This is a genomic window from Desulfonatronum thiosulfatophilum, from assembly GCF_900104215.1.
Taxonomy (GTDB): Bacteria; Desulfobacterota; Desulfovibrionia; order Desulfovibrionales; family Desulfonatronaceae; genus Desulfonatronum; species Desulfonatronum thiosulfatophilum.
On the sequence record NZ_FMXO01000002.1, the window covers coordinates 221,733 to 237,579 of the forward strand.

Sequence of the window (15,847 nt, forward strand, 5' to 3'; positions counted from 1 at the left end):
GGATGACGTACCTTTCCCAAGGTGGAAGGATCGGGAATGGAAAAGGTAGAGACGAAAAAAAAGGGTTCAGACGTTTCCGTCTGAACCCTTGATTTTTCTTGGTGGAGCTGAGCGGGATCGAACCGCTGACCTCTTGAATGCCATTCAAGCGCTCTCCCAGCTGAGCTACAGCCCCGTGCGAAGATGTGGAATTTATCCGAATCGCCGCGGATGTCAAGTCAGAAATGGTTTCGGATAAAAAAATTATCGAAATAATTTGGAGGCGATTTCAGCTACGTGGCGGCCCTGAAATCTGGCGCCTTCAAGTTCGTTTTCGCTGGGCATGCGCTCGCCTTTCGGGCCGACAATGGTGGAAATACCGTAGGGAGACCCGCCGGTGATTTCGTCCATTCGCGTCTGTCCCTTGAACGAGTATGGAAGTCCGACCGTTATCATGCCCATATGCATCAGGAAGGGGATGAAGGTCAGGATCGTGGTTTCCTGGCCACCGTGCTGGGTGGCGGAACTAGTAAAGACGCTGCCCACCTTCCCGACCAGCTTATCCTCGGCCCAAAGTCCTACGGTTGCATCAAGAAACTGTCGCATCTGGCCGCACATGTTCCCATACCTGGTGGGCGTACCGAAAATAATGGCATCGGCCTCGACCAGTTCATCCACGGTGCAGACTTGTACTTCCTGAAGTTTCTTTTGAGCCTCCGTTGCGCCCATTTTCGCAAGAATATCGTCGGATAAAGTTTCCGGAACTCGGCGCAAATCAACTTCAGCCCCCGGAACCTGACGGACTCCTTCGAGAATGCCCTGGGCCAGAGCATGGATGTGGCCGTACATGGAGTAATAGACAATCAATGCTTTCATGGTCAGCTCCTTCGTTTACGATTTGGATTCAGTCAGGCTCCCAAGACCAACTTCCGCGACCCGGCATGATCGTGGAGGTGTTTCAGTGGATCAACCCGGCGGTCAAGAACAAACATAAATCGATCGGCATAGATGTAAACATCGACGTTCCGGATAATTCCCTGAAAAACAAGCTCACGTCTGTTTCGCCATAGAGGACTGCAAGAAAACGATCCTCGCCAGACTTTCCAGTTCCTCGGCCAGGGAGAGGGCCTCGTTCAGGTCGCGTCCCCAGCAGACCAGACCGTGCTTCTCCATGAACATGGCCGGGTAGGCCATGGCCGCTCTGCCAACCTGCTTGGCCAGGTCATCGCATCCCGGATTGAGAGGAGCGAGGCGAATCATTTTGCGGGACCAGACATCAGCTTCGAACAGGGGAAGATCAAGCATCTCGCCTTTGGTTCTGTTCATGCTCAGGGCCAGCAAATACGGCGGATGGACATGCAGGATTGCGTGGGCCTTGGGTTGAAAGGAATAGACGGCCCTGTGCAGGGCAGCTTCCGTCGACGGCTGGCCTGGCCCGAGAACATTACCCGAACTGAGATGAACCCGTGCCAGGTCGCCGGGCTGCAGCCGCCCCTTGGCGCAGCCGGAAACCGTAACAACCATGGCGTCACCCTGACGAATGCTGATGTTTCCGTTCAATCCGGCCATCAGTCCTCTTTCCCAAGCCTGACGCCCCATTCCCTTGATCAGTTGTCCCTCCCGGGCGCTGATTCGCGGTCCCCAGGGAGTGCCGTAGGGAGTGCCCTGATCCGGAACGTCCGAGCGATTCTTTTCAAGAACCGGCTTGAGATCGACAACCGGAGTCCCGTCCAGGGCCTCAAGGGGAAAAACCTCCAGACTGCCCTTTTCCAGGTCGACCCGCATGATCCGTACCTGATGCAGCCCGATGGGGTTTGGCCGATTTGGCGAGCGCAGCGCAAAGACCCCGGTGAGCGGATTGTCCGGATTGTTGCGGGCCCTGGCCTTCAGCGTGTCGCGCTGGGCCTGGTGCAGCCAGGTGATAACCAATACCTCCATTCCGGAGTCAAGCCCTTCAAGGGCGGCAGCATACTCGGAGGCCACGACAATCCGAGCTGCCGGTCCGCCGTCCAGTCCTTGTTTGGGACAATCTTCAAGGCTTTTCAAGGGCGAATCGACAAAGCCGATAGGTGTGAGCGTGATATCCATGTCTTCGCTTTAGTGATGAATGACTTTTTTCAGATCAATGCCGTACTTGCGCATCCGGTTGAGTACGGTAACACGGTTTATGCCGAGAATCCGGGCCGCTTCTGACTTGTTGCCTCCGGACTGGCGCAGCGCCTGGATCAACTGTTTTTTTTGATCGTCTTCCTGGGCGATGCCTTGCACGGGAGTGGCGGCCTGGAATTCCGGCGCCTGAAGCGTAGCAGGCAGGTGCTCCGGCTCGATATGCCCGGAATCGGCCAGCACGAAGGCATATTCAAGACTGCTTTTCAGCTCGCGCACATTGCCGGGCCATGAATAGTCCATGAACATGCGCAAGGTTCGCGGACTGAGGCCCTTGATGTCCTTTTCGCTTTTACAGCGCAACCGCTGGACGAAATAGTCGGCCAGCAGCGGGATGTCCTCTTTGCGCTCCCGCAGTGCGGGCAGATGGATGGGGACGACGTTGATCCGGTAGAAGAGGTCCTCTCGGAACTCCCCGGAATAGATGAGTTCAGGAAGTATCTTGTTTGTTGCCGTAATGATCCGCACGTCAACGGAAAGCTGCCGGTTTTCCCCGACCCTCTCGAAAGTTTTGGTTTCCAGCACCCGCAGCAGCTTGACCTGAACGGACATCGGCAAATCACCGATCTCATCCAGGAAAATGTCCCCGCCGTGCGCCGCCTCGAACCGTCCCTGGCGATGCCGGAACGCTCCAGTAAAAGCGCCCTTGACGTGCCCAAACAGTTCGCTCTCCAGCAGGGCCTCATTCAGGGCCGCGCAGTTGAACTGCACGAAAGGCTCATCGGATCGAGGCCCCAGGTCATGGATGGCTCTGGCCACCAGTTCCTTGCCCGTGCCCGACTCGCCGCAGATGAAGACCGGTGCGTCACTCTGGGCGGCCTTCTCGATCAACTTGAAGATTTTGTGCATTTTGGCGGATCGGCCAACCATGCCATGAAAGATGGTATTTTCATCCAAGAGCCGGGACAGCTGCTGCAGTTCGTTTTCCTTGCGATCCAGCTCTGTAATGTCGGTCAGGGTCTCCACGGCGCCCAGCGGAGTTCCGTCATCAGCAAAAAGCACCGATGCCGTTTTCAGAACGGTGACATACGTCCCATCCTTGCGCATCACGTGACATTTCCGGCGGACGATTTTCCCCTTTTCGAAGAGCTTGCACCATGCGCTCTGGGCGTCCGAGCGAACTCGCATGCAGGCATCGCAATTGAAAATCGTACAGGACAAATCCACAAGCTCCTCGCGTGAATAGCCGGTAATTTCCTCCAGGGCCTTGTTGACCATGCGAATGGTGCCGTTGGTGTCCACCAGCAACAGACCTTCCTGCATGACATCCACGATTTTGCTCCAATGTGCGTCAAAGGGGAAATATTTCGTGTCCTGGCTGTCCAGACAATCTTCATCATCCCCGTATGTTCTTAATTGCATGAAAACTCCAAGTTTTGGTGCAAAAATTCGAGACCATAAAGCCGGCAAAGACATTTGCATGACGTAAAACAGGTAAGCCGGATTCTGGCGAGTAGTTTACTACATGTGTGATAATCGTATGCGACATGATTAATCACCTGTCAATCCAAAACACGCCAACAAGAGGGCCCCCCGCTTCATATCGGAGCAGAATATTCAATTAATAAAAAAAGATAGCCTATTCACTCAGAATGGCATACATTCTGCAAAATGGTTGTAAAAGCAGATCCGGAACTCATCCTCATGCAACTTAATCCACCACCATAAAATCAAAGGAGCTAGCAATGAAAAAGCAGACACTGATGGGAATCGCAACGGCAGTCATTTTGGCTTCATATGTCGGCATTTCCGTGGCCAGCGAATTCGGCAACGCCCGGAAGGGACGTTTCCTTTACCGCCAAACCTGTCGGCCGTGCCACATGGAAAACCCGGTTGGCGAAATTCCGGCTCAGTATCTCGGACCGGATTCCAAAACCCAGGCCGAGTGGAAGCAGGTCTTCGAAAACTACACCGAACTGCCCTGCGCCGGACACTGGGGAGAGCTCTCCGACCAGGACCGTATGGACATCCTGCAGTATGTTCACGACGGCGCCCAAGATTCCCCGACCCCCGCCAAGTGCGGCTGACGGCTTCGGTACCGGAATACTTTTGACATAACCGATCAGCCAGAGGGCCTTTGAGGGCCAACGAAACATGAACGACTCCGGGCCTGTCCGCACCACCTTGATATGAATGCGGACAGGTCGGGCAGGGAGCCAGGTATGGAAAACACGAAAACAATCTCAAGACGGGGATTCCTGCAGGCGTCCGCCGCGGCCATGACCGCCGCAGCCGGCGTTCCGGCCCTGAAAGGCCTCGTGTCCACAGGACATGCCATGGCCCCTGCCCCTCAACAGGGCGAGATCAGCGATCACTTCACGGCCTGCGACATGTGCTTCAACCGGTGCGGCATGATCGCCCGCGTCCGCAACGGCCGTGTCGTCAAGCTGGACCCCAACCCGAAGTTCCTCAAATCCAGGGGCATGCTCTGCGCCCGGGGCAATGCCGCCACGGCCCACATCTACGATCCGGACCGCCTGAAGACCCCTCTGCTGCGCAAGGGCGCCCGGGGTGAAGGCAAATGGCAGCGAATAACCTGGGATCAGGCCATGGACCACACCGCGGAACAGTTCGAGCGCATCGCCGAGAAGTACACCCGCAGCGGAATCATGTTCTCTCCAGGCTCGGACATGCAGTCCCAGTTCATGATCCGTTTTGCCGAGGTCTTCGGTTCCTACAACATCACCTCCCACGAAACCTTGTGCCTGCTGAGCAATCACCGGGCATACCTGGATACCTTCGGCGAAACGCCCTACCCGGACGTGCTGTACACCAAATACATCATCATCGCCGGCGCCAATCCCTACGAGGCCATCATCACCCCGGACACCATCGACCTGATGGAGGCGCGCAAGAACGGCTGCAAGATGGTCGTTCTGGATCCACGCTACACCAAGACCGCGGCCCTGGCCGACGAATGGCATCCCATCCGTCCGGGAACGGACATGGCCTTTTTCCTGGCCCTGGCCCACGTGATCATCCACGAGGGGCTCTACGATCCGGAATACGCCGAAGAGATGCTCTTCGGCCTGGAAGAGTTCCGTTCGCACACGCGCAAGTACAGCCCGGAATGGGCTGCCGGGGAGACCGGCATCCCGGCCGAGGACATTCGGCGCATTGCCAGGGAAATCGCCGCTGCCGCCCCTACGGCCATGGTCTATACCGGCCGGCGCACCTCGGATTACGAGGATTCCACGCAGATTCGGCGCTCCATGGCCATTGTCAACGCCCTGTTGGCAAACTGGGATCGTCCCGGCGGCATTCTGGCTTCGCGAGAAGTCGGCGTGCGCGCCCCATATTTCGACATTCCCTGGTACGACGACAATCCGGATGACCGCATCGACCATGGCATGGCGCCCGGTCTGATCCACCACGAAGGTTCCTTCAAGTTGATGCGCGATGCGATCATCAAGGAGCAGCCGTACCCGATTCGTGGTTGGTTCACCTTCAAGACCAACTTCATGCAAACCGCGGCCAACCGCAACAAGACCATCGAGATGCTCGACCATCTCGATTTCATCGTCAACGCGGACATCACCATGACCGACACCGCCTGGTACTCGGACCTGGTCCTGCCCTCCCCAAGTTTTCTGGAGCGCAACGACCCGGTTTCCGCCCTCCAAGGCTCATCGGCCTGCGCCTGCGCCATCTGGCGGGATGCCGTGGTTCCCGCGATGTACGAATCCCGGGACATGCGCTGGATCTGCACGGAACTGTCCAATCGGCTGGGCTTTCCTGAAGCATTCGACTTCACCTTGGACGAGTACCGAACCTGGCAGCTGGAAAGCATTCCCGAGGCGGCCCAGGCCATCAAGGAAGACGGCGTCTACTACAATCCGAGCAAGGTCTACGGCATCTACTTCGACGTGCCCTTGAAGACCCAGGCCCAGAAGATTGAACTCTACAACCAGCGCTACGTGAACATGGGCCTGGACCCCATGCCGGTATACAAGGCGCCGCGCCGGGAACAAGGCAAGTTCCGGCTCGTGGTAGGGCGCACGGCCTTTTTCACTCACAGCAACACCAACAACGCCCTGCTCATCGAATTCAAGGATGAAAACACCCTCTGGATGCACCCCCGCGCCGCGGCCGGCCTCGGACTCAGGGACGGGGAGCGGGTGTTCGTAACCAGTGATGCCGGACGCGTGCAACTGGCCCTGCGCATCTACGAAGGCATCGAAGAAGAAACCGTTTACATGGCCACGGGGTTCGGGGCGCTCTCACCAGGGCAGCGTCTGGTGCACAAACGAGGCGCCAGCATCGCCGAAGTGCTGGAAGACCACGCGGATCACATCTCCGGCAACATGGCCATGCATGAAACCCTTGTCACCGTCAGCAGGAGGTTGAGCTGATGAAAAAATATGCCATGGTGGTCGACTCGTCGGTCTGCATCGATTGCAAGGGATGCATGGTCTCTTGCAAGGTCCAGAACAACGTTCCCAACGGGTACTGGCGCAACTGGATCAAGCACACGACGCCTGATTTTTCTCGGGGCAAGCTCACCCGGACCCATTTCCAGCCCGGCGGATGCATGCAGTGCGATGTGCCCACCTGTGTTCAGGCCTGCCCCAGCGGGGCCACGTTCAAAGATGCGCAAACCGGCATCGTGCACGTCAATGAAGCCCTGTGCATCGGTTGCGGCAACTGCATCAGGTCCTGCCCTTACGGAGCCCGTTTCCGACATCCGGAAAGACGCGTCCCGAACAAATGCGATTTCTGCTTCAGCTCCGGCCGCCTGGATCGCGGTCTCTTGCCGGCCTGCGTGGACACATGTCCAACCAAGGCCCGGGTTTTCGGCGATTTGAACGATTCGGAGAGCGAAGTTTCCAGGTTGCTGCGGGACAGGCCGGCAGTCCGGGTGACCAGCCGGAACATCGATACCCAGCCCAACATGTACTACCTCACGGCCACGGAACCGGCCGACTGGCCGACGGATGTGGAGTTTCCGGCGGCCTATGCCTCCATGGCCTCGCTGGTCAATCCGGTGGTCAAGGTCGCGGTGGGCCTCTCCGCTCTGGGCGTGGCCGCGATGTGGGTTAAGCAGGCCTTTGCGCCCGATCCCGATGAGACCGATCATGAACCGTCAGCAACCGAACAGGATCGAGGTGCTCCATGAGTGAACAAATGATCCATAGACACACCAAGTTGTCCATTTTCATGCATTGGTTCAATGCGTTCTGCTGGATCGCCCTGCTCCTGACCGGCCTGGGGCTGATCAGCAACCCCCAACTCAACCCCCTGGGTGCATGGTGGCCGAACCTGCTGCGTTCCATCTTCGGCAGCGGTGAGAATCTTCTGGCCGTCCATCAATATCTGGGCATGGTCTGGGCCGGAGCCTTTCTGCTGTATGTTCTGCTCATGCCCAGGGAGACAATCGCTTTCCTGAAAGAGATCTTCAGAATGTCCCCCTCCAGCGACGCAACCTGGTTGATGAAGATGAACCTGAAAATGACCATGGGCAAAAAAGGGCTGAAGCGCTTCGGCATGACCCCGGACATGCCGCCCCAGGGTTTCTACAACGTCGGCCAGAAGCTGTTCGCCCAGGCAACGGTCATCGGCGGCATTGTTATCGTGGCCACGGGCATGGTCATGTTCTTTTCCACGATCTTCCTGAACAATCCCAATCTGGCGGCCTGGTCCCGGGTTATTCATTATCTGACCGTGGGTCTGGTCTTCGCGGGGCTGCTGGTGCACATCTTCATGGCCGCCATTGCCAAGGAAGAGAAGCCCGCCTTCAAGTCCATGTTCACCGGTGAAGTGCCCGCGGATTATGCCAAGCACCACCATCCCCTGTGGTATGCGACCGTGACGGAAAAGCAGGAGAAAGGTTGAGCTGTCACGAGATGTATTTTCAAGGATGTTTTAGAAACAGAAGCATGGCTGATTTGAATCACCATCTTACCCATAGGAGCGGCATCATGCGCAAATATTTATTCCCGATTCAGATGCTCGTCGCGGCATTGTTGATGGCCTTGCTGGCCGGATGCGCCGGTCACAACGGAACGCAGGCCCGGACCTTCCAGCTTGATCCGGCCCAGGTTCCCAACCCCTATCACACGCTGGTGGACATCGAGTTCGTGAAGCCCCTGGTCTTCGAGGCCATGCTGCGAACCGATCCCTCGCCGGACTTCATGATCATCGACTCCCGGCCCAAGCAGCCCCGCTTCGACGTGGGCCATATTCCCACGGCCGTCAGCCTGCCGGACAGCCAGTTCGAACGCATGGCAGCCGAGGTTTTGCCGGCCGACAGAAACGCCCTGCTCGTCTTTTACTGCGGCGGCCTGCACTGCCCCTTGAGCCACCAGTCCGCATGGAAGGCCGAGGCCATGGGCTACACCAACATCGCGGTGTATCCGGCGGGAGATCCGGAATGGGTCGAACAGGGCTACAAGGTCTGGACCGCGCGAGACGTACGCAGTCCGCTGCCGACACTGGACCCCGCCCAGGTGCCAAACCCCTTTCACACTCTGGTCACCCTTGAGGAAGTCCGGCCGTTCGTTTCCAGAGGCGTACTTCTGGCGAATCCCCCGACCGACGTGATGATCATCGATTCCCGTCCCAAGCAGCCCCGGTACGACGTGGGCCACATTCCCACGGCCGTCAGTCTGCCGGACAGCCAGTTCGAGCGCATGGCCGCCGAGGTTCTGCCCGCGGACAAGAACACCAAACTGATCTTCTATTGCGGCGGAACGCATTGCCCGCTCAGCCACCAGTCCGCCTGGAAAGCCGAGGCCATGGGCTACACCAACGTGGCCGTCTACCCGGCCGGCGATCCGGAATGGGTGGAGCGGGGCTACATCGTCTGGACCGCGGACGGCGCGCGTCAGGCCCAGGACCCGGCGCCAACTCCGGCCAAGGCCGCGGCTCCTGCCGGCGCACTGAAGCCCGGCAGCGCGGAAGGGACAGTGGACAACGACTTCTTCGTCCAGTTGATGCGTGACAATCCAGCTAGTATCCAGCTCATCGACGTCCGCTCCCCGGCCGAGTTCTCCGCCGGACACATCCCCGGCGCCAGGAACATGACCGTGGACATGCTGGAAGACAACATCAAGAGCTTTTCCACCGCGGAAAAGCCCATCGTCTTCATCTGCTCCACCGGGGCTCGCAGCGGAGAGGCGTTCTATCTGTTCATGGAAATGCGTCCGGATCTGCAGGAAGTGTACTATGTGGACGCAAACGTCAGCTACACTCCGACTGGCGAATTCGCGATCAACTAATGCTCTGATCGCGGTTCGTTCGAATAGATTAACGCAGGCCGTCCAAGCCCCGTACGCGGGGGGAGGACGGCTTTTTTTGTTCACGTCACGGCACGGGAGGCTCTTATGCACATGAATCGAAACCACTCCGCCAACCGTTCCAAGGCGCTGGCCTTCTTCCTGTTCGTTTTCGTCAGCTCCTGGCCGGCCCTTGCCGCGCCCCAAGACAACACAGCCAAGGCCGCGGAAGAGGCTTCTCCTTTATTCATTCAAGCCCAACGCAGCGCGGAACAAGATGGCTACACGCTGATCACCACCCCGGAACTGCGTCGGCTGATGGATGAAAACCCCAACGTGCTCCTTGTGGACGTGCGCTTCGCCTATGAATTCGTCTCCGGCCACATGCCAGGCGCCATCAGCCTGCCCGTGGATCTGCGCGACCGGGGCGACTTGCCCCGGGAACGCCGCGAAGCCATGCTGGATGTCTTCGGGCCGGACAAGGAGCGGCCCATCGTGGTCTACTGCCGCGACTTTCGCTGACTGCTCAGCGAGATCGCCGCCGCCTGGGCCGTGCGCCTGGGATACGCCAACGTCATCCGCTACCCGGCGGGATACATTGCCTGGAAGGAACAGTACCCGGACCTGCAGGTCTGCGAGGAGCAAACCCAGCGTCTCCAGCCGGACCATTTCTTTCCGCCCTGTCTGCTTACGGTTTCGGACAGACAGCAGGATTTCTCCTATCTGGAAATGACGCAGCCGTCCGCGAACTTTTTACTGGCCGATGTTCCAGCCGAGTTCGTACTGCTCAAGTATTACAGCGAACATTGTTCGCAATGCGTTCAGGAGGCCCAATTGTACAACCGGTTGTTTGCCATGATCCAGGAAGATCCCGGACTCCGCGAACGATTGAAACTGATCGGGATCGGCGTGGGAGACAGCCAGCGCAGTGTCTTGCGTTTCAAAAGAACGCACAACGTGCCCTACCCGCTTCTGGCCGATGAACGCCGGATTCTGTTCGATTCCGTGGGCGGCGGCGAAATTCCGCTGATCTATCTGGTGCGAATCCTGCCGGATTCCCGGGTTCAGGTCGTTTATTACCACGAAGGACACATTGAGGATCTGGGTTCTTTTTTCGATCTGCTGAACAAGATGACCACCCGCGACTGAGAAGCCGCGATTATTGCCGTCTCCTCGGCCCGCATAGATTCCCTGTTTGAAAACGGACAGGGATCTTGCGCTTCAGTGCCGGTTGAGTTACCAATCCGGGCATCGTGAACCGGCTGGCATGCCGGTTGTTTTGTTTTCAAGTAAAGGAACATTTTACAATGTACGCAACATCTCTCCAGGGCCTGCATACCATGGTCTGGGTCTCACTGATGGCCTCCTTGATCGCCGTAGGTTCGTTTTTGTCCATCCCTCTTGGGCCAGTCCCCTTTTCCATGCAGCCGTTTTTCGTGATGCTGGCCGGTTTTCTTCTGGGTTGGCCCTACGGCATGTTCGCGGTTCTGCTCTTTGTCGGAGCCGGAACCATTGGCCTGCCTGTATTTGCCGGCGGCAAATCCGGTCTGGCCGTACTCTTCGGTCCCACCGGCGGATATCTCATCGGCTTTGTCCTGGCCGCGGGCGCCATCGGCCTGATCACCAGAGCCCGAAAGGCCGAATGGTCGCCCGGCATTGCTCCGGGATGGATTCTCGGACTGGGAGCCGGATTCGTGGGGTTGGCCCTGGTGTATGCCTGTGGCCTCCTGAATCTAGTGCGGATTCTGGACATCGGCTGGCAAAAGGCAATGGCCGTCGGTTTTCTGCCCTTCATCATCCAGGACCTGGTCAAGCTTGTCATGGCCGTGGCTACTTGGCGGTTCATGCATCTGCGAGGATTGCTGCCCCGGTGATTAATGCGGTAGCTCTTCATTTCGCCCATGATTCCAGCCGTACCATCCTGCATGACATCGGATTTGCCCTGGAATCCGGTGCCATTCTGGGGCTGGTCGGCGCCAACGGAGCCGGCAAGTCGACTTTGCTCGCCCTGCTGGCCGGCCTGCTCCAGCCCGTATCCGGCAGGCTCGAGATAGCCGACCTGGATGCTTCTACCCAAAGCAGCGCCATCCGTAGACTGACGGCTTTGGTGCTCCAGGAAGCGGACCTGACCATCATCGGTTCGACCATTGCCGAAGACATCTGCCTGGGTCTGCCTCCTGAACGACATCCCGAGGCCCTGGCCCTGGCAGCACGCCTTGACCTTCCTGATCCGCAAACTCCCGTCCACATCCTGTCCCACGGCCAGAAACGTAAATTGTGCCTGGCCGCAGCGCTGCTGCGCAAACCGCGGATCCTGCTTCTGGACGAGCCCTTCGCCGGGCTGGACTACCCCGGCATCCGCGAAATCCGGGCCATGCTTCAAGCCAATCAGGCAGCCGGACTGACCCAGGTCATCGCCGTCCACGATCTGGAGCCTCTGGCGGATCTGGCGCACCTCTGGCTGGTCCTGGCCCACGGCCGCCAGGCGGCGTTCGGCTCCCCGCAGCAGGTTTTTCCCGGACTTGAGGCCATGGACGTGCGCCCTCCCTGTTCCTGGAAAGCCGGGCTGGGCATCATTCCTTGGGATGCTCCCGAGCAAGCACCCCGGCACTGAAAAATATGGCCCGGAATCCGTTCCTCGCCCCCGCCCCGCGCAACGCCTGGGGCCGCCTGCTCATGGACCTGGATTCGCGACCCAAGCTGGCCTTTGCCGTGCTGGCCGGGCTGGTCTTGTGGCAGCTGCCCCTTCCGGTGCTGTTCATGATAACGCTGCTGGGAGCCGTATCCTGTCATGCCCTGAGCGCATTTTCCCAGACAAATCGAAACTTGTGGCGCGCGGCGCTCATCTTTGTCCTGGTCTGGGCCGGGCTGAAAAACGGTCTGGATCTTGTGGGAGGAGGCGGTTTCCCGGCAAGTCTGGCTGCCGGAGCGGACCTCGGCCTCAGACTGAGCACTCTGATGCTCCTGGGCTTCACCCTGACGCTCTCCGCGTCGCCGCGTCGGCTCGGAGTGGGACTGGCCTGGTATCTCCGGCCGGTCCTGAGAAATAAAGCCTGGCAAGTCGCCCTGTCCCTGGCCCTGATGATCCATTTCCTGCCCCTCTCCCTGGCCGCCGCCAGCGGACTGAACCAGGGCCTCTCCAGGCGGTGGACCCATTGTCCGTGGACCAGTCGCATCCGCCTGGTCCCCCAGGCCCTGCTGCGGGTTCTCAGCCAAGCCACCTGGACCCAGACCCTGGCCGTTGCGGCCCGAGATCTGGATCAGCCGGAAGCCTGGAGGCCGGAGCGCCATGTCTCTGCACGAGAGTGGATCATGGCCCTCGTTCCGGGATTGGGCTTGGTTGGGATTTCCATGTTTTTCTAGGAGAGCAGTCGGAGTTTTTCCCCACTAACAAATTCGTGACTCCTACAACGGCCAGACCCAAAGCAGCATGGGCAGTGCAACGATGATAACCAGGAGATCCGTGGGCAGGCCCATGCGCCAGTAGTCTCCGAAATGAAAGCCGCCCGGGCCGAGAATCAGAGTGTTGTTCTGGTGCCCGATGGGCGTCAGGAAGGCGCATGACGCGCCGATGGCCACGGCCATCAGGAAGGAGTCCGGATTGACGCCCAACTGGGCCGCGGTGCTCAGGGCGACAGGGCACATCACCGCCGCTGTGGCGGCATTGTTCATGAAGTCGGTCATGAGCATGGTTACGACCAGAATCACCGCCAATCCCAATACGGCCCGCCCCTGGGCCACGTTGTCCAGCAGGAATCGAGCGATCATGTCCGCCGCTCCGGTGGAAGCCATGGCGCCGGCCACCGGCAGCATCGCCCCCAGCAAAACGATTACCGGCCAATCAACGGAATGGTACACCGAGCGCAGGGAAACCACGCGCAAGGCCATCATGGCCAACACGCCCGAGGCAAAGGACACCGCAACCGGGGCCAGCCCCAAGGCCGCACCGGCCACCGCACCAGCCATGATCAGAGTCGCCTTCAGGGCCTGTCCCTTTTCCGGAACCCGGACATCGCGCGGCGCCAGGGGCAGGCAGCCGAACTCCGACGCAAAGCCGGACAGCACTTCCGGTCTGCCCTGCAGCATCAGGACGTCACCGGCTTGAATGGACGTGTCCCGCAACCGCTTGATGGAGCGATGACCGCTGCGCGAGATGGCCAGCAGGTTGATTCCGTACCGGCTGCGCAGCTCAAGATCCCTGGCGGAGCGGCTAATCAGGGTGGCATTCGGCATGGCCACCAATTCCTGGATGACTATTTCGCTGGTCTCGATTTTCTCTTTGTTGTTTTTCGCTGACGTTGGCTCTGCTTTCTCCGTCTCTTCATTCCTGGTATCGATTTTCGCTCCGGATTCTTTTCCGCCCTGGTTCTCCTCGTCGCTTTCAGGCGGCGGCAGGACATTTTCTTCGAGCTTCAATCCCAGATCCAAGAGCACAGTGGCCAGGGACTTCGGTTCGGACTGGATGACCAGAATATCGCCGTCCTGCAGAATGCGCCCGGGATAGGGCGCGGAAAGACGGAATCCCCTGCGAACCATGGCGATAATCAAGGCATCGGCCGCATCCAGGGTCCGTTCCACCTCCCGCAACGGTTTCCCCACCACCTTGCTGTCGCTGATAACGCGCACTTCAGTGGTATACACGGCCGTATCGAAATCGTCCGTGTCCGTTTCCTTGCGCTCCGGCACCAACCGCCAACCGATCAGAATGATGAAGGCTAACCCGGACAGGGTCACGGCCAATCCCACGGGCAGGAAGTCGAACATCCCGAAACCGGCGGACCCTGCCTCGGCCCGGAAGCCGGAGACAATGAGATTGGGCGGCGTACCGATCAAGGTCATGGTTCCGCCCAGAATGGAGCCGAAAGCCAGCGGCATCAGAACCTTGCCCCGGGACAGCCCCTGTTTGGCGGCAGTCTTGACGCCCACGGGCATCAGCAGGGCCATGGCTCCGACATTGTTCATGAAACCTGACAGCAGCGCCGCCAACCCCGTCAGCGAGGCAATGCTCATGGTCTGACCGGCGGCAGCCGGCAGAACCTTTCTGGCCAGGTCATCCACAGCTCCTGAAACCTGTAGGCCATGGCTGAGTACCAGCACGCAAACCACGGTAATAACAGCCGGGTGGCCGAATCCGGCAAAGGCTTCGCCTCCGGGCACCAGCCCCATGAAAACGCAGACCAGCAGGGCTCCGGCGGCGACCATGTCATGGCGCCATTTGCCCCAGATGAACATGCCCATTGCGGCCACGAGTATGGCCATGATCGTCATCTGATCCTGCGTCATGCCATAAACCTCACGTTAACGTGATCATTCCCCGCCCGTTGTCCTGCGAAGTCGCGGCAGGACATGCAAATTTGCCCAGACCAGTCCCATGGCCTCATAGATGGCTCGCTCGGTGCGGCGCAGGGCGCTTGCCGAGGGGAAAAACTCCCCAGGTGAAAATTGGCCGTCTGAATCCTTGACCAGAAAATCCGCGGGAGCGGCAACGGGACTCAACCCCGCTGCCCGGGCGAACAGAACCGCCCGCGGCATGTGTGAGGCCGACGTGACCAGGATGAAATCCATCTCCGAACCCAAATTCCTGCGTAGTTCCAGCGCTTCTTCAGCGGTATCCCGCGACTCGGTGAACACAATGATCCGTTCCGGGTCGACCCCAAGTGCCATGGCGGCGTCGGCCATGACCTCGGCATGGGACACGGGATCGAAAATCGCTCCGCCGGTGAAGACGAGCACACTCTCCGGAAGCAGGCGATGCAAACGGATTCCTTCGATCAACCTCGCTTGGGAGGCGTCTGACAGCCGCCCCGTATGCGGCAAACGAGCATCGGACTGATGCCCTCCACCCAGGACGACAATATGGCGGATATTCGCGAGCCCCTCGACAGTCCGGAGCGAATCATGCCTGCGTTCAAACGGATCCAGCAATCGATCCGCGACCGGACTCCATCCGGCTCCCAGGAAGAACACGGTCCCCAGAACGAGCATGCCCTTTGCCAATCTCTGCCGCCGGCTACAGCACAAAACAATCAGTCCGGCGAGCAACACCAAACCGGCGAGACTCAACGGCATGCAGAGCAGCCCGATAATTTTTTTGGCGATAAACATGAGGATCACCGGCAAAAGAATGTGCGAGACCGCGAAATCAAGATGAGCCGGGCCTCAGTTGAACGGTTGTGCCATGTACAATAACACCCTTGTGCGCTAAATTCAGGACATGGCGAGACCGCCGCACTGTTATCCATCGAGGAGAACGATATGCCTATTTTTGAATATTCCTGTCCGGACTGCAATCTTGTTTTCGAGGACTTGACCCGGGCTTCGGATCAGGGAGACAAGACCTGCCCACAATGCCGGTCCGACAGAGCCGCAAAGATTCTTTCCGTCTGCAGCAAGCCGGCTACCGCGGGCTCGAGTGCCGGTTCCTTCGCCGGGCACTCTGCACCCGCTTCCGGCTGTTCTTCAGGGAGAGGATTTTCCTGAGGCGTGTA

General features: G+C 59.0%; 15 protein-coding genes and 1 tRNA gene. 10 read left to right on the top strand and 6 right to left on the bottom strand.

Annotated elements, in window-relative coordinates; genetic code table 11:
- Nucleotides 1-99 precede the first annotated feature (99 nt).
- The 4 genes from BLP93_RS02470 to BLP93_RS02485 form a co-directional block, all read right to left on the bottom strand.
- Nucleotides 100-175: transfer RNA gene (locus BLP93_RS02470), tRNA-Ala, on the bottom strand.
- A 68-nt stretch (nt 176-243) separates the two neighbouring features.
- The gene (gene wrbA / locus BLP93_RS02475; protein WP_092116861.1) at nt 244-855 is read right to left on the bottom strand and encodes an NAD(P)H:quinone oxidoreductase; all 612 of its coding nucleotides are present in this window, start codon (nt 853-855) and stop codon (nt 244-246) included.
- Between the two features lie 174 nt (nt 856-1,029).
- On the bottom strand, nt 1,030-2,067 hold the full coding sequence (tsaA, locus tag BLP93_RS02480; RefSeq protein WP_092116863.1) for a tRNA (N6-threonylcarbamoyladenosine(37)-N6)-methyltransferase TrmO: 1,038 nt from the start codon (nt 2,065-2,067) through the stop codon (nt 1,030-1,032).
- A 9-nt stretch (nt 2,068-2,076) separates the two neighbouring features.
- On the bottom strand, nt 2,077-3,507 hold the full coding sequence (locus tag BLP93_RS02485; protein ID WP_092116865.1) for a sigma-54 interaction domain-containing protein: 1,431 nt from the start codon (nt 3,505-3,507) through the stop codon (nt 2,077-2,079).
- 323 nt (nt 3,508-3,830) lie between these two features.
- Here BLP93_RS02485 and BLP93_RS02490 point away from each other — a divergent pair, with 323 nt between their 5' ends.
- From BLP93_RS02490 to BLP93_RS02535, 9 genes are all read left to right on the top strand, one after another.
- Entirely contained in the window at nt 3,831-4,172 is a 342-nt protein-coding gene (locus tag BLP93_RS02490; protein ID WP_092116867.1) for a c-type cytochrome, read from the top strand.
- A gap of 135 nt (nt 4,173-4,307) precedes the next feature.
- Nucleotides 4,308-6,497, top strand: coding sequence for a molybdopterin-containing oxidoreductase family protein (locus BLP93_RS02495; protein ID WP_092116869.1), 2,190 nt, complete (start codon nt 4,308-4,310; stop codon nt 6,495-6,497).
- Nucleotides 6,497-7,261 carry a 4Fe-4S dicluster domain-containing protein gene (locus tag BLP93_RS02500; protein ID WP_092116871.1) on the top strand — a complete coding sequence of 255 codons (765 nt, stop codon included), beginning with the start codon at nt 6,497-6,499 and terminating at the stop codon, nt 7,259-7,261. The genes BLP93_RS02495 and BLP93_RS02500 overlap by 1 nt, the downstream gene beginning before the upstream one ends.
- Complete coding sequence (locus BLP93_RS02505; protein WP_092116873.1) at nt 7,258-7,977, top strand: formate dehydrogenase subunit gamma; 720 nt, start codon at nt 7,258-7,260, stop codon at nt 7,975-7,977. The genes BLP93_RS02500 and BLP93_RS02505 overlap by 4 nt, the downstream gene beginning before the upstream one ends.
- 86 nt (nt 7,978-8,063) lie before the next feature.
- Entirely contained in the window at nt 8,064-9,362 is a 1,299-nt protein-coding gene (locus BLP93_RS02510) for a rhodanese-like domain-containing protein (RefSeq protein WP_092116875.1), read from the top strand.
- Nucleotides 9,363-9,467: 105 nt separating this feature from the next.
- Nucleotides 9,468-10,508 carry a rhodanese-like domain-containing protein gene (locus BLP93_RS17520; protein ID WP_279615050.1) on the top strand — a complete coding sequence of 347 codons (1,041 nt, stop codon included), beginning with the start codon at nt 9,468-9,470 and terminating at the stop codon, nt 10,506-10,508.
- Between the two features lie 158 nt (nt 10,509-10,666).
- The gene (locus BLP93_RS02525; protein ID WP_092116881.1) at nt 10,667-11,233 is read left to right on the top strand and encodes a biotin transporter BioY; all 567 of its coding nucleotides are present in this window, start codon (nt 10,667-10,669) and stop codon (nt 11,231-11,233) included.
- Nucleotides 11,230-11,973: an energy-coupling factor ABC transporter ATP-binding protein gene (locus BLP93_RS02530; RefSeq protein ID WP_092116883.1), complete on the top strand. Its 744-nt coding sequence runs from the start codon at nt 11,230-11,232 to the stop codon at nt 11,971-11,973. The genes BLP93_RS02525 and BLP93_RS02530 overlap by 4 nt, the downstream gene beginning before the upstream one ends.
- Nucleotides 11,974-11,978: 5 nt before the next feature.
- The gene (locus tag BLP93_RS02535; protein ID WP_092116885.1) at nt 11,979-12,722 is read left to right on the top strand and encodes an energy-coupling factor transporter transmembrane component T family protein; all 744 of its coding nucleotides are present in this window, start codon (nt 11,979-11,981) and stop codon (nt 12,720-12,722) included.
- 42 nt (nt 12,723-12,764) lie between these two features.
- Here the strand turns inward: BLP93_RS02535 and BLP93_RS02540 are convergent, their stop codons facing one another.
- Nucleotides 12,765-14,642, bottom strand: coding sequence for an SLC13 family permease (locus BLP93_RS02540; RefSeq protein ID WP_092116887.1), 1,878 nt, complete (start codon nt 14,640-14,642; stop codon nt 12,765-12,767).
- Between the two features lie 24 nt (nt 14,643-14,666).
- A complete protein-coding gene (locus BLP93_RS02545) occupies nt 14,667-15,464 on the bottom strand; it encodes an ElyC/SanA/YdcF family protein (protein ID WP_092116889.1) in 798 nt (265 codons plus the stop codon).
- 150 nt (nt 15,465-15,614) lie between these two features.
- Here BLP93_RS02545 and BLP93_RS02550 point away from each other — a divergent pair, with 150 nt between their 5' ends.
- Nucleotides 15,615-15,839: an FmdB family zinc ribbon protein gene (locus tag BLP93_RS02550; RefSeq protein WP_092116891.1), complete on the top strand. Its 225-nt coding sequence runs from the start codon at nt 15,615-15,617 to the stop codon at nt 15,837-15,839.
- Nucleotides 15,840-15,847 lie beyond the last annotated feature (8 nt).